At 67.8% G+C, this 13,026-nt stretch carries 14 protein-coding genes; 7 read left to right on the top strand and 7 right to left on the bottom strand.

The window, feature by feature from the left end:
* Window positions 1-6: 6 nt before the first annotated feature.
* Window positions 7-435: an alternative ribosome rescue aminoacyl-tRNA hydrolase ArfB gene (arfB, locus tag ACIQF0_RS20505; RefSeq protein WP_319976647.1), complete on the top strand. Its 429-nt coding sequence runs from the start codon at window positions 7-9 to the stop codon at window positions 433-435.
* Here the strand turns inward: arfB and ACIQF0_RS20510 are convergent.
* Both ACIQF0_RS20510 and ACIQF0_RS20515 read right to left on the bottom strand, forming a co-directional pair.
* Window positions 418-1,089, bottom strand: a complete 672-nt coding sequence (locus tag ACIQF0_RS20510; protein WP_401031339.1) for a response regulator — start codon at window positions 1,087-1,089, stop codon at window positions 418-420. The two genes, arfB and ACIQF0_RS20510, sit on opposite strands and share 18 nt — an antisense overlap.
* Complete coding sequence (locus tag ACIQF0_RS20515; RefSeq protein ID WP_360040977.1) at window positions 1,086-2,621, bottom strand: sensor histidine kinase; 1,536 nt, start codon at window positions 2,619-2,621, stop codon at window positions 1,086-1,088. Before ACIQF0_RS20515 ends, ACIQF0_RS20510 begins: the two co-directional genes overlap by 4 nt.
* A gap of 130 nt (window positions 2,622-2,751) precedes the next feature.
* Here ACIQF0_RS20515 and ACIQF0_RS20520 point away from each other — a divergent pair, with 130 nt between their 5' ends.
* Genes ACIQF0_RS20520 through ACIQF0_RS20530 form a run of 3 tightly spaced genes read left to right on the top strand, consistent with a single transcriptional unit; the run spans window position 2,752 to window position 5,747 of the window.
* Window positions 2,752-3,720, top strand: a complete 969-nt coding sequence (locus tag ACIQF0_RS20520) for a tripartite tricarboxylate transporter substrate-binding protein (RefSeq protein WP_360041085.1) — start codon at window positions 2,752-2,754, stop codon at window positions 3,718-3,720.
* Entirely contained in the window at window positions 3,717-4,235 is a 519-nt protein-coding gene (locus ACIQF0_RS20525) for a tripartite tricarboxylate transporter TctB family protein (protein WP_401031341.1), read from the top strand. Before ACIQF0_RS20520 ends, ACIQF0_RS20525 begins: the two co-directional genes overlap by 4 nt.
* Window positions 4,236-5,747 carry a tripartite tricarboxylate transporter permease gene (locus tag ACIQF0_RS20530; protein WP_401031342.1) on the top strand — a complete coding sequence of 504 codons (1,512 nt, stop codon included), beginning with the start codon at window positions 4,236-4,238 and terminating at the stop codon, window positions 5,745-5,747.
* A 54-nt stretch (window positions 5,748-5,801) separates the two neighbouring features.
* Here ACIQF0_RS20530 and ACIQF0_RS20535 read toward each other — a convergent pair whose 3' ends face one another.
* The 5 genes from ACIQF0_RS20535 to ACIQF0_RS20555 all read right to left on the bottom strand — a co-directional run bounded on the left by ACIQF0_RS20535 (window position 5,802) and on the right by ACIQF0_RS20555 (window position 10,023).
* Window positions 5,802-6,299 carry a hypothetical protein gene (locus ACIQF0_RS20535; RefSeq protein WP_401031343.1) on the bottom strand — a complete coding sequence of 166 codons (498 nt, stop codon included), beginning with the start codon at window positions 6,297-6,299 and terminating at the stop codon, window positions 5,802-5,804.
* On the bottom strand, window positions 6,296-6,532 hold the full coding sequence (locus ACIQF0_RS20540; RefSeq protein ID WP_401031345.1) for a hypothetical protein: 237 nt from the start codon (window positions 6,530-6,532) through the stop codon (window positions 6,296-6,298). The genes ACIQF0_RS20535 and ACIQF0_RS20540 overlap by 4 nt, the downstream gene beginning before the upstream one ends.
* Before the next feature lie 456 nt (window positions 6,533-6,988).
* Complete coding sequence (locus ACIQF0_RS20545; protein ID WP_401031347.1) at window positions 6,989-7,123, bottom strand: hypothetical protein; 135 nt, start codon at window positions 7,121-7,123, stop codon at window positions 6,989-6,991.
* A gap of 408 nt (window positions 7,124-7,531) precedes the next feature.
* Entirely contained in the window at window positions 7,532-9,025 is a 1,494-nt protein-coding gene (locus ACIQF0_RS20550; protein ID WP_401031348.1) for a CoA-acylating methylmalonate-semialdehyde dehydrogenase, read from the bottom strand.
* The gene (locus tag ACIQF0_RS20555) at window positions 9,022-10,023 is read right to left on the bottom strand and encodes a LacI family DNA-binding transcriptional regulator (protein WP_401031350.1); all 1,002 of its coding nucleotides are present in this window, start codon (window positions 10,021-10,023) and stop codon (window positions 9,022-9,024) included. The genes ACIQF0_RS20550 and ACIQF0_RS20555 overlap by 4 nt, the downstream gene beginning before the upstream one ends.
* Window positions 10,024-10,157: 134 nt before the next feature.
* Between ACIQF0_RS20555 and ACIQF0_RS20560 the strand changes: the two genes are divergently transcribed.
* Genes ACIQF0_RS20560 through ACIQF0_RS20570 form a run of 3 tightly spaced genes read left to right on the top strand, consistent with a single transcriptional unit; the run spans window position 10,158 to window position 13,014 of the window.
* A complete protein-coding gene (locus ACIQF0_RS20560) occupies window positions 10,158-11,153 on the top strand; it encodes a Gfo/Idh/MocA family oxidoreductase (protein ID WP_360041001.1) in 996 nt (331 codons plus the stop codon).
* Between the two features lie 2 nt (window positions 11,154-11,155).
* Window positions 11,156-12,016 (top strand): TIM barrel protein, encoded by an 861-nt coding sequence (locus ACIQF0_RS20565; RefSeq protein WP_401031352.1) that lies wholly within the window; start codon window positions 11,156-11,158, stop codon window positions 12,014-12,016.
* 14 nt (window positions 12,017-12,030) lie between these two features.
* Window positions 12,031-13,014, top strand: a complete 984-nt coding sequence (locus tag ACIQF0_RS20570; protein WP_360041007.1) for a sugar ABC transporter substrate-binding protein — start codon at window positions 12,031-12,033, stop codon at window positions 13,012-13,014.
* The last annotated feature ends 12 nt before the right edge of the window (window positions 13,015-13,026 follow it).

Genomic DNA, 13,026 nt, shown 5'->3' on the forward strand with positions numbered 1-13,026 from the left:
TGAGGCATGAACGACGTGACCGTGACGAGGACGCTGGTGGTGCCGGCGTCCGAGCTGCGCGAACGTTTTTCCAGGTCAGGTGGGCCGGGCGGGCAGGGAGTGAACACGGCGGACAGCCGCGTGGAGCTCTCGTTCGACCTGGCTGCCTCGCCATCGATCCCCGCGCATCTCAAGCAGCGGATGCTCGATCGGCTGGCGGGCAGGCTCGTCGACGGCGTGCTCACGATCGCCGCTTCCGAGCACCGCGCGCAGCTGCAGAACCGCGCCGCCGCCCGCGAACGCCTCGCCGTGATCCTGCGTGAGGCCGCCGCGCCACCGCCTCCGATGCGCAGGGCGACCAAGCCCACCAGGGGTTCGCAGGAACGCCGCATCGCCTCGAAGAAGCGCCGGGCGGACACCAAGCGCGGCCGCGGCCGTTCAGGCTCCTGGGACTAACGCGTAGATCCGTTCCGGCCGGCCGGTTCCGCCGTAACGCAGCCGGACCTCGGCCCGTCCCGTCGACACGAAGTGCTCCAGGTACCGGCGCGCGCTGACCCTCGCGACGCCCGTCGACGAAGCACATTCCGATGCCGACAACCCTTCCGGGTGCGACCGCAGCGCGGTGTCCACGAGCCGCGCGGTCTCCGGCGTCAAACCCTTGGGCAGCAACGGTTTCGAGGTGGGTCGCGCGCCGAACACCTGGTCCACGTCCGCCTGTCCGGCCGAGTCGAGCCGGTGCAGCTTGTCCCGCAACGACGCGAAGTGCGCGAGCTGGTCGCGCAGGGCCGAGTAGTCGAACGGCTTGATCAGGTAGTGCAGCACGCCACCGCGCATCGCACTGCGCACGGTCTCGACGTCGGTCGCCGCCGTGATCACGATGACGTCCACGTCCTCGTTGGCGCGCAACGACTTCAGCACGTCCAATCCGCTCTGGTCCGGCAGGTAGACGTCGAGCAGCACGAGGTCGGGCTTCAGCGACGCCGCGAGCCGCAACGCGTCCCCGCCGGTGTGCGCGACGCCGACGACCTCGAACCCGTCGGTGCGCGCGACGTAGCCGCTGTGCACCTTGGCCACCATGAAGTCGTCGTCGACGACCAGCACCCGGATCACCAGGGCAGCCTTGCGGTGAACACCGAACCGGACACGCTCACCGAACCGCCGCGCCGCAGGCACGCCCGCCTGATCAGCGCGAGCCCGATGCCGCGTTCGCCGTGCGATGCCGCCTTGGTCGTGAACCCGTGCCGGAACACCTCTTCCGCGAGTTCCGGCGCCACACCGGGACCGGAGTCGCGCACCACGACCTGGACCTCGTCGTCCAACTGCATCACACCCACCTCGATCCACTTCCCCGCGCCGTTCGTGTTCAGCGAACTCAGCGCGTCCAACGCGTTGTCGACGAGATTTCCCAGCACCATCACCAGATCCGCGGACAGCGCCTCGTCGACCCTGCCCAGCACGCTGTCCGGGCCCATCCGCAGCGCCGTGCCGCGTTCGGCCGCGAGCGACGCCTTGGCGATCAGCAGCGCGGCCACGGCGGGGTCGCCGATCGACGAGCCGACCTCGGTCCGCCACTGGTCCTGCGCCGAGCTGATCTGGTGAATGTAGTTGGTGACCTCGTCGTACTCCTTCAACGAGATCAGTCCGGCGATGGTGTGCAGCCGGTTCGCGAACTCGTGCGCCTGCGCCCGCAGCGTGTCCGTCGCGTGCTGGGAGGCGTCGAGTTCGTGTTGCAGCGCAAGGAGTTCCGTGCGATCTCGCAACGTCACGACCGCACCGGCGCCGTCGATCGGCATGCGGTTCAGCGTCAGCACCACGCCCTGCCGCAGCACCAGCTGGTCGACACCGGTCGCGCGGCCGGTCAGCACGTCGCGCAGCCGGTCGTTGAGCTCGAGCTCCTCGACCGAGCGGCCGACCGCGTCCTCCGGCAACGCCAGCAGGTCGCTCGCGTGGTCGTTGACCAGCGTGATCCGGTTCTGCCCGTCGAGGCCGACGACGCCCTCGCGGATGCCGTGCAGCAACGCCTCGCGGTTCTCGACCAGCGCGGTGATCTCGTGCGGCTCCAGCCCGAGCGTCTGGTTCTTCACCCTGCGGGCCAGCAGCAACGACCCGGTGACGCCGATGAGCAGCGCGATCGCCAGGTAGCGCAGGACGTCGACGGGCTGCGCCAGCACGCCGGCGAAGGTCCCTGGGTCCTCGGCGCCCGCGATCACCATGCCGTTGACCTGGCGGCTGGTCGGGTCGAACACCGGCACGTGCGCCTCGATCGAGTCGCCGATCGTGCCCGTCCAGGACCTGCCCTCCAGGGCGGTGTCGCGGGTGTCCAGAGTGGACCCGATCTGGGCCGGGTCCGGCGAGGCGATCACGAGCCGGTTCTCGTTGAGGATCAGCACGTAGGAGGCTCCGGACAGGCTGCGGGCCGTCTCGGCGGGCGCGGACAGCAGGCGCCAGTTGCCCATCTCCTCCTGGACCAGCGAGTTCGCGGCGACGGTCTCGGCGACCGACAGCATCCGGCGTTCCTCGTTGGAGCGAAAGTTGTTGCCCGTCTGGACGACAGTCAGCGCGCCCACCGCGCACAGTAGCAACGTGACGACTACGAGTTGCCATGCGAGAAGTTGACTGGCCAGGGAACGGCGTCGGCGCATGAAACCTCCCGTGACCAGAAAGACCGAAAGAAACCTTAGAAGCGCAAGAGCGACATCAAGGTTTACACCAGAGCAACATGTCCAACCACGCGGATGAGAGGCGGGGATCACAGTGTCGGTGAAGGTGTGGGTGGCGGTGGCGACGGCGTTGCTCGCCGTCCTGCTCGTGCCGCCGCTGCTGACGCCGGGTGCGGACAGCGGCGAGACGAGCCAGGTGCGGGCGTTGCGGGTGCTGGTGCCGAACGCCCCGGGCGGCGGTTACGACATCACGGCTCGCACGGCGGCGAAGGCCATGGAGGACGCTGACCTGCTGCGCAACGCCGAGGTGTTCAACCTCCCCGGCGCGGGCGGCACGGTCGGACTCGGGCGCACGGTCGGTGAGCGCGGCAACGGCAAGCTGATCATGTCGATGGGTCTGGGCGTCGTGGGCGCGGTGTACACGAACAAGTCGCCGAACTCGCTGCTCGACACCACCCCGATCGCGAAGCTGATCGAGGAACCGGACATCGTCGTGGTCGCGAAGGACTCGCCGTACACGTCGATGCAACAACTCGTCGACGCGTGGAAGGCCAACCCCGGCACGGTGACGGTCGGCGGCGGCTCTGCTCCCGGCGGCCCCGACCACCTGGCGCCGATGCTGATCGCGAAGGCCGTGGGCCTGCCGCCCAAGACCGTCAACTACATCCCGTTCGACGGCGGTGGCGAGCTGCTGGCCTCAGTGCTCGGCGGCAAGGTCGCGTTCGGCGTCTCGGGCGTCGGTGAGTACCGCGACCAGATCCAGGCCGGCACGTTGCGGGTGCTCGCGGTGACGAGCAAGGACCGCATCCAGGGCATCGACGCGCCGACGTTGCGACAGTCCGGTGTGGACGTCGAGTTCACCAACTGGCGCGGCATCGTCGCTCCTCCCGGCATCTCGGCGACCGACAAGGCGAAGCTCGTCGAGGTGTTCCAGAACCTCCACACGACGCCGCAGTGGACGGAAGCGTTGCAGCGCAACGGCTGGACGGACGCCTTCGCGCCGGGAGACGAGTTCAGGACCTTCCTGGAGAACGAGAACAAGCGGGTAGCAACGGTGCTCAAGGACTTGGGGCTGGCATGACGACCGTGACGAAGCCGGGGCCCAAACAGTGGCTCCGCGACCACTCCGAGCTGGGCATCTGCGCCCTGTTGGTCGTGCTCGGCGTGCTGGTGCTCACCGACGCGCTGAGCATCCCCACGGACTTCGCCCAGCGCGGCCCCGTCGGCCCGAAGGCGGTGCCGATCCTGGTCGGCTCGCTGCTGCTGATCGTCGCCGCGCTGCTGGCCCGTGACGTGCTGCGCGGCGGCAAGGGAGAAGCGGAGGCCGGCGAGGACGTCGACCTGTCCGCACCCGCCGACTGGCGCACGGTTCTGCTGCTGTGCGGTGCTTTCCTCGCGAACGCCGCCCTGATCGGCGTGGTCGGGTTCCCGATCTCCGGCGCGATCCTGTTCTGGGGCGCGGCCTACGCGCTCGGCAGCCGCAACCCGGTGCGCGACCCGTTGATCGCGGCCGGTCTGTCGATCTTCACGTTCGTCGTGTTCAACAACCTGCTCGGTGTCCCGCTCCCCGGTGGCCCGTTGATGGAGGTGTTCTAGGTGGAACAACTGCTCGACGGCTTCGCGACCGCGCTGACGCCGACACACCTGCTGCTCGCCGCCATCGGCGTGCTCCTGGGTACCGCGATCGGCGTCCTGCCGGGCATCGGCCCGGCCATGGCGGTGGCCCTGCTGCTGCCCGTCACCTACGGCATGGAGCCGACCGGCGCGTTCATCATGTTCGCGGGCATCTACTACGGCGGCATGTTCGGCGGTTCGACCACGTCGATCCTGCTCAACACGCCAGGTGAGAGCGCCGCGGTCGTGGCCGCGTTCGAAGGCAATCCCATGGCCCGCAAGGGACGTGGTGCGCAAGCGCTTGCCGCCGCTGCCATCGGCCACTTCACCGGCGGCATCATCGGCACGATCCTGATCGTCCTGCTGGCGCCGTTCGTGGCCAAGCACGCCGTCGACATCGGCGCGCCCGACCTGTTCGCGATCATGGTGCTGGCGTTCATCGCCGTCACCTCGGTGCTCGGCGCCTCCCGGATCCGCGGCGTCGCGTCACTGCTCATCGGTCTGACCCTGGGGTTGGTCGGTCTCGACGAGATGACCGGCCAGCAGCGCCTGACGTTCGGCTCGCTGCACCTGGCCGACGGCGTCGACATCGTCATCGTCGCGGTCGCCCTGTTCGCGGTCGGCGAGGCCCTGTGGGTAGCGGCACACCTGCGCCGCAAGCCGTTCGAGCCGATCCCGGTCGGCCGTCCGTGGTTGTCCAAGGCCGACCTGAAGCGCACCTGGAAGCCGTGGCTGCGCGGCCCGGTGATCGGGTTCCCGTTCGGCGCGATCCCGGCAGGCGGCGCGGAGATCCCGACGTTCCTGTCGTACGTGACGGAGAAGCGGCTCTCCAAGCACAAGGACGAGTTCGGCAAGGGCGCCATCGAAGGAGTGGCGGGACCGGAGTCCACGGCCTCCGCCTCCGCCGCGGGCACCCTCGTCACGATGCTCACCCTCGGCCTGCCGACCACGGCGGTCGCGGCCGTCATGCTCGCCGCGTTCCAGCAGTACGGCATCCAGCCGGGCCCGCTGCTGTTCCAGCGCGAGTCCGGCCTGGTGTGGGCGCTGATCGCGTCGCTGTTCATCGGCCTGACCCTGCTGCTGGTGCTCAACCTGCCACTGGCACCGCTGTGGGCGAAGCTGCTGCGCATCCCGAGGCCGTACCTCTACGCGGGCATCCTGTTCTTCGCCTCGGTAGGCGCCTACGCGGTCAACGCGGACATCTTCGACCTGCTGCTGATGTTCGTGATCGGCCTGCTGGGCTTCGGCATGCGCCGCTACGGCCTGCCGGTGCTGCCCGCGATCATCGGCGTGATCCTCGGCCCGGCAGCGGAACAGCAGATGCGCCGCTCGCTGCAGCTCTCCGACGGCTCGCTGACGGGCCTGGTGAACAGCCCGATGGCGATCGTCGTCTACGTGGTCATCGTGGTGATCCTGTTCTTCCCGCTGATCAAGCGGTTCCTGCCGAAGCCTCCTGCGGCAGCGGAACCGGAACGCGAGAAGGTCGACGCCTGACCACGGCAGGAACGAGAAAGCCCCCGCTCTCCCGGCGGGGGCTTTCTCGTTGTCTCACTGCAGCTTCGTCCACAACTCCATCACCTGGACCACCTGCGGCTCGGGCAGGCCGCACGTGATGACGAAGAGCCGCACCTGCTCGGGCTTGGTCGGTAGGTTCCCCCTGCTCAACATCGAGTAGGCCTGACTGCGCGGCAACCCTGCCCGTTCTGCGATCTTCGGCAGTGACAGTCCGGACCGGAGCCGGATCGTCCTCAGCAGTGCGATGAACTCGGCCACGGTGGACGCGTGGAGTTCGTCCAGGGACGTGGGGACTGAGGGCTCGACCTGAGGCGGTCGTGGTGGAGCTGACCTCCTGGCGGCCTCCTGCCAGGCCTGGCGCAGCGACCTCTTGAAGCTCAGTTCGATCGTCATCTCGAACATCGCTGCCGTGTACTCCGGCCACGGAGCCGGTTCCTGCCGGTCGAGCAACGCGGCGAGGCGACCGCCGGACCGAGGTTCGCCCGACACGGAGCGGATCAGCAGGTGGAAGCGATCGAGCTCGGGGCTCACCTGGCGTCCTTTTCCCAGATCACCGGCCTGAAGCCGACGACGCGGCCCCGGCTCAAGGTCGTCGTCACCACCATGACGGAGCTGGCGGTGGCGACGGACACGACGGGCGAATATCCCTGGGTCAGCATCCAGCCGGTGAAGACGAAAGCGATCAACGCGAAGGCGACGCCGCTGGCGTTGGACGGGATGGGTCGTCTGTACGGCGGGAGCTCTCCGTTGGTGGCGGAACGCATGTTCTCTCCTGACGTGAGGGCCCCGGCGTGCGGAGACCGCACGCCGGGTGGACCAGCTGAGTTTCGAATTGCGACGAACTACCCGCGGAATGCGTCCTGGCGGTACTTGGCGATACCGTGGACTCGCGCGCTGTCCGACGGAGCAATCCTGTCATCCGCCCGGACGATCTCCAACGGACAAGTGTCCCAAAATTTCCACGTCGGCTGGCAAGGGAGTCCAAGCCGGTCCAACGGAGTCCAAGTGACCTGTAATTGTCCTGTTTCGCAGTGCCCGGAACTCGGCGTCATGTGTCCAAATTGGATCCAATTGCTGGTGCTGCGCTGTTCGCAGTACTAGTCTTGCGTCAGACCGGATTATTCGGTCGTGAAAACCCTGGCCGAGCTATGGACCAGCTGAGCAGCGGGGTGCGGCCTCCTGTTGGCGCAGGAGGCCGTCGCGCGCTCTATGTGCCGAGATCAGTCTGTCAGCAGGCGCTGCCACTCCTTGAGCCACAGGATGATGTCATCGGCGTCGACGCCGCACCCCGCCAGGAACGCTCGCAGCTGGTCCTCTCGTTTGGGGAACTGCTGCTTCGTGGTGAGGTTGTACACCGTGCTTCTCGGTACCTGACGTCTGGTTTTGTGGGCGAGTTGGCGGTACGACAGTCCGCTTTTTCTCAGGAGTCGGACCATTGCTTCGACGAACTCGGCCTTGCAGGTCGCGCGACATGCCATCTCGAATGGACTGATGTCCTCGCTGGGCGGCATCGTGATGCGTCCTCCTGCGGCCTGCCTCCTCTTTCTCCGCGATTTTCGGTTTCGCGGAAAAGAGGTGTCCGGGTTTGAATGGCGATACTACAGCCGGTATGCGCATGCGTGGAGGTTATTGTCGGGGTGTAGGTATTCCATGATCATCTAGATCGGAATGCGTTACGACAATCGTGTGAATAGTCCTTATGGAATGGAAAATGGCCGCCCCATTCGCGCAATGCGAACAAGACGGCCATTGAGCCGAACGGATCAGCCGTGCGTCGGGAACCCCAGGTTCACGCCGTGCTGCTGCGGCCACCGAGACGTGACCGCCTTGGCGCGCGTGTAGAACTTCACGCCCTCAGCGCCGTGCACGTGCGTGTCGCCGAACAACGAATCCTTCCAACCGCCGAACGAGTAGTAGGCCATCGGCACGGGGATCGGCACGTTGATGCCGACCATTCCGACGTGCACGCGCCGCTGGTACTCGCGGGCGGCCAGGCCGTCACCGGTGTAGATCGCGGTGCCGTTGCCGTACTGGTTGGCGTTCACCAGTTCCAGAGCATCCTCGAACGTGTCCGCACGGACGACGGTCAGCACCGGGCCGAAGATCTCGTCGGTGTAGATGGTCATGTCGCGGGTGACGTGGTCGAACAACGTCGGAGCCAGCCAGAAGCCGTTCTCGGCACCGGAAGGCGCGTAGCCGCGGCCGTCCACGACCAGCGACGCACCGGCCGCCTCGCCCGCGTCCACGTAGGACCGGACGCGATCCCGGTGGACACCGGTGACCAGCGGTCCCATCTGGGCGGCGGGATCGGTGCCCGGCAGCACGGACGGGTGCAGGTCGCGGGTTCGCGAGGCGATCTTCGACACCAGTTCGTCGCCCGTCTCGCCCACGGCCACGACGACCGAGATGGCCATGCAACGCTCGCCGGCTGAGCCGTAGCCCGCGGAAACGGCGGCGTCGGCGGCCACGTCGAGGTCGGCGTCGGGCAGCACGACCATGTGGTTCTTGGCGCCGCCCAGGGCCTGCACGCGCTTGCCGGCCGCGGTGCCGCGCGAGTAGACGTGCCGCGCGATCGGGGTAGAGCCGACGAACGACGCGGCGGCGACGTCCGGGTGGTCGAGCAGGGCGTTGACCGCGAAGGCGTCGCCCTGCAGGACGTTCAGCACGCCGTCGGGCAGGCCGGCCTCCTTGAACAGCTCGGCGAGCCGGAGAGAAGCCGACGGGTCGCGTTCGGAAGGCTTCAGCACGAAGGTGTTTCCGCAGGCGATGGCGATGGGGAACATCCACATCGGCACCATCACGGGGAAGTTGAACGGCGTGATGCCCGCGACGACGCCCAACGGCTGCCGGAACGAGTACGCGTCGACGCCGCGCGAGACCTGTTCGGAGTGCTCGCCCTTCAACAGCTGTGGGATGCCGCACGCGAACTCGACGACCTCGAGGCCGCGCTGCACCTCGCCGGCCGCGTCGGACAGCACCTTGCCGTGCTCGGACGTGATGATCGCCGCGAGCTCGTCGCGGTGCGTGTGCAGCAGGTGGCGGTACTCGAAGAGGATGCGCGACCGCGTCGACAGCGACGACTCGGACCAGGACTGCGCCGCCTTCAGGGAAGAAGAGACGGCGAGGTCGACGTCGGCCTGCTCGGCCAGCACGACCTGCGCGGCGACGGAGCCCGTCGCCGGGTTGAAGACGTCGGACCTGCGGGACGACACCCCCGTGGTGCGGGCGCCGTCGATCCAGTGGGGGATGGTGCTCAACGCGATCCTCCTGGGGGAGCTGTCGTGCTGCGGACTACGAGAGAGGGATTGAGGAGATGGCGCACGGGTTCGGTGCGCTCTTCACGGACGCGCTGCAGAAGCGCGTCAGCGGCCAACCGGCCGAACTCGGCACGGGGCTGGTCGATCGTGGTCAGCGAGACGTGGCGCAACGCTGCCAGCGAAGTGTTGTCGTACCCCACAACGGAAACGTCGTCAGGCACGCGCAACCCGGCGTCTTCCAAGGCCGAAATCGCACCGACGGCGTTGAAGTCGTTGCAGGACAGGATGGCCGTGGGCAAAGCGTCGTCGTCGATCAACGAACGGATCGCGCGCGCTCCAGCCGCATCGGTGTACTCGGACGACACGACCTGCGGCACGAGCCCGTGGGCTTCCATCGCGGTGATGTATCCGCGCCGACGAGGTCCGGCCTGGGTTCCCTCACCGCCGTCCAAATGTGCAATGCGCTTGTGCCCCAGCGAAACCAGGTGGTCAACGGCCAGTCGCGCACCCTGTTCACCGTCGTCGTTGACCGTGTCCACAGTGGACACCCGAGACGATCGGGCGACCAGGACCACGGGAAGTTGTTCGGCTGCTTTGCCGATGGCGGTCGCCGGTACGACAGGCGACAGCAGGATCAACCCGGCGGGGCGGAAGGACAGCAGCGATTCCAACGCGCGGCGCTCGCGAGCGGGCGAGCGGCCGCCTGTGTTGATGATGATGTCGAACCCCTGCTCGCGCGCCACCTCGTCAATGCCGTCGACGACCTCCGCGAAGAACGCGTTGTGCAGGTCGGACACCATCACGCCGAGAACGGTCGACGTGCGCGAGGCCAGCGATCGCGCCATGGCGTGCGGGGAGTACCCCAACTCCTCCGCGGCCTTCAAAACAGCGCTGCGTCGCAACTCGCTCACCTTGGGTGAACCGCGCATCACCAGTGACACCAGTGCACGGGACACGCCCGCTCGCAGAGCGACGTCCTCCATTGTCGGCCTGACCACCTGGAACCACCTCCCCTCACGTCACGGGCTGGAAACCCACCCTTGACACCCGTGTGACGGAAGCTACAGCATTAGAGCGCTCCAACCAATAGAGCGCTCTAACACATCACGTCGATGAACAGGGGAAACCTGCGATGCGGATCGGAGTAGCAGGTGTCGGCAGGATCGGCACCATGCATGCGACCAACCTCGCCGCACTGGATCGAGTCGACGAGGTGCTTCTCTTCGACCCGGTGCCCGGCAGGGCAGCGCAGGCGTCGGCCGGGATCGAGGGGACGACCGCCGTCGACGACCTGATCGGGCTCCTCGACAACGTCGACGGGGTCCTGCTCGCCACCCCGACGAACACGCACCCGGACATGCTGCGCTCCGCCATCGCCCGCGGTGTTCCCACGCTGTGCGAGAAGCCGATCGCGAGTGACGTCGAGGAGATGTCCGCGCTGATCGAGGACGTCGAGAAGTCCGGCGTCGAGGTGCTCGTCGGCTTCCAGCGCCGGTTCGACCCGGCCATCTACGAGCTGCACCGCCGCATCCGCGCGGGCGAGGTCGGCGACATCTACCTGGTCAGGGCCGTCGGCAACGACGCGAACCCGCCGGACTTCTCCTACCTGCCCGCCTCCGGTGGCATCTTCCGCGACCTGCTGATCCACGACCTGGACTGCGTGCCGTGGCTGGTCGGCGAGCCGGTCGTCGAGGTCTACGCGAGCGGCTCGGTCCTGGTGCACCAGGCGTTCGCGGACGCCGACGACGTGGACAACGCCGTCGTGATGCTGAAGTTCGCGAACGGCGCGCACGCCACGCTGGCCGGCGGACGGCACGACCCGGTCGGCTACGACCACCGCATCGAGGTGCTGGGCAGCAAGGACTCCCTGGTCGCCGGCGTCGACGCGCGCACGCCGCTGAACTCGCTGGAGCCCGGCGGGCACGTGGCCGGACCGGACGCCTACCCCGGTTTCCCGGAGCGCTTCCACCGCGCCTACGTCAACGAGATGAACCTGTTCACGCAGGTCATCAAGGGCGAGGTCGCGAACCCGTCGCCGGCGCGAGAGAGTTTGATCAGCCTGCGCCTGGCCGAAGCCTGTGAGCAGTCGCGCCGCAGCGGCGCACCGGTGAGGATCGAGGGGAACTAGGCATGGCGAAGATCGCTGGGGCACCGATCTCCTGGGGCGTGTGCGAGGTTCCCGGCTGGGGCGCCGTGCTCCCGTCCGAGACGGTCCTCGCCGAGATGCACTCCCTGGGCCTCACCGCCACCGAACTCGGCCCGCCCGACTACCTGCCTGCCGACCCCGGGCAGCTCAAGACCCTTCTCCAAAGCCACGAACTGACCCTCGTCGGCGGCTTCCTCGCGGTCACCCTGCACACCGACGTCCAGTCCACTCTGGACGAAGCCGGCCGCGTCGCCGCGATCCTGAAGGCCGGGGGTGCCGAGGTCCTGGTGCTCGCCGCCGCCACCGGGCTGGACGGCTACGACGAGACGCCGAAGCTCAGCGACGACGAGTGGAACACCCTCGTCGCCACCTGCGCGAAGATCCGTGAGATCGCCGCCGCGCACGGCCTGAAAACCGTGCTGCACCCGCACGTGGGCACCCACGTCGAGCGGGAGGCGGAGGTCGACAGGTTCCTCGCGGACTCCGATCTCCAGCTCTGCCTGGACACCGGCCACCTCCTCATCGGTGGCACGGACCCGGTCGAGCTGGCGCGCCGCTACCCGGACCGGATCGGTCACGTGCACCTCAAGGACGTGCGTGACGAGATCGCGGCGAAGGTGCGCAGCGGCGAACTCAGTTACACCGATGCCGTGGAACAGGGCATCTACGTGCCGCTCGGGGACGGCGACGTGGACGTGGAAGCGCTGGTGAAGCTCGTCCAAGAGGCGGGCTACACCGGTTGGTTCGTGCTTGAGCAGGACACCCAGCTCAAGGACGGAAGTCCAGTGGACAAGCCACTGAAGGACACCGGGCGCAGCCTCGCGCACCTCAGCAAGATCCTCTGAAGGGACTGGAGACGATGAAGTCTCGTCTGGTCATCCGTGCGGGCGTCGCCCTCGCCGGTGTTGCTCTACTGGCCGCGTGCAGCGGTCCCACGGGAACGAACTCCCAGACCACGCAGAACAACAGCGCGCCGGCGACGGGAGACCTCAAGGTCGCCGTCATCACGCACGGCACCGCGGGTGACGCGTTCTGGAGCGTCGTGAAGGTCGGCGCCGAGGACGCGGGCAAGCAGCTCGGTGTCGGCGTCACCTACAACTCCGACGGCGACCCCGGCGCCCAGGCCAAGCTGATCGACAACGCCGTGTCGCAGAAGGTCGGCGGCATCGTGGTGTCGATGGCGAACCCGGACGCGCTCAAGACCTCCATCGAGAACGCGGTGAAGGCCGGCATCCCGGTCATCACGATCAACTCCGGCAGCGCGAAGAGCGCGGAGTTCGGTGCCATGGCGCACGTCGGCCAGGAGGAGTCGATCGCCGGTGAGGAAGCCGGCAAGAAGCTCAAGACCGCTGGCAAGACCAAGCTGCTCTGCGTGATCCACGAGGCCGGCAACACGGGCCTCAACCAGCGCTGCGACGGTGCCCGCACCGGCTTCGGCGGCGCGGTGGAGAACCTCCAGGTCGACATCTCCAACCCGACCGACGTCGAGGCCCGCATCAAGGCCAAGCTGCAGTCCGACACCGCTGTCGACGGCGTGCTGGCGCTCAACCCGCAGGTCGCCGTGAACGCGGCCGCGGCGATCAAGGGCGCGGGCTCGAAGGCGCAGGTCGCGACGTTCGACCTGAACGCCGACGTGGTCAGCTCGATCAAGGCGGGCGACGTGCTGTTCGCCGTCGACCAGCAGCAGTACGAGCAGGGCTACCTGCCGATCGTGATGCTGAAGCTGTTCAAGGACAACGCCAACACCCTCGGTGGCGGCAAGCCCGTCCTCACCGGTCCCGGCTTCGTCGACAAGTCCAACGTGGACAAGGTCGCGGAGTACGCCAAGAACGGCAAGAGGTAAGGAGGAGGCGGG

This window comes from Lentzea sp. NPDC092896, from assembly GCF_044754905.1.
Lineage (GTDB): Bacteria > Actinomycetota > Actinomycetes > Mycobacteriales > Pseudonocardiaceae > Lentzea.

Coding starts and splice junctions, on each gene's coding strand:
- ACIQF0_RS20560 (WP_360041001.1), top strand. CDS start 10,158: ATGCGGATCGGAGTAGCAGGTGTCGGCAGGATCGGCACCATGCATGCG.
- ACIQF0_RS20565 (WP_401031352.1), top strand. CDS start 11,156: ATGGCGAAGATCGCTGGGGCACCGATCTCCTGGGGCGTGTGCGAGGTT.
- ACIQF0_RS20525 (WP_401031341.1), top strand. CDS start 3,717: ATGACGACCGTGACGAAGCCGGGGCCCAAACAGTGGCTCCGCGACCAC.
- ACIQF0_RS20515 (WP_360040977.1), bottom strand. CDS start 2,621: ATGCGCCGACGCCGTTCCCTGGCCAGTCAACTTCTCGCATGGCAACTC.
- ACIQF0_RS20570 (WP_360041007.1), top strand. CDS start 12,031: ATGAAGTCTCGTCTGGTCATCCGTGCGGGCGTCGCCCTCGCCGGTGTT.
- arfB (WP_319976647.1), top strand. CDS start 7: ATGAACGACGTGACCGTGACGAGGACGCTGGTGGTGCCGGCGTCCGAG.
- ACIQF0_RS20540 (WP_401031345.1), bottom strand. CDS start 6,532: ATGCGTTCCGCCACCAACGGAGAGCTCCCGCCGTACAGACGACCCATC.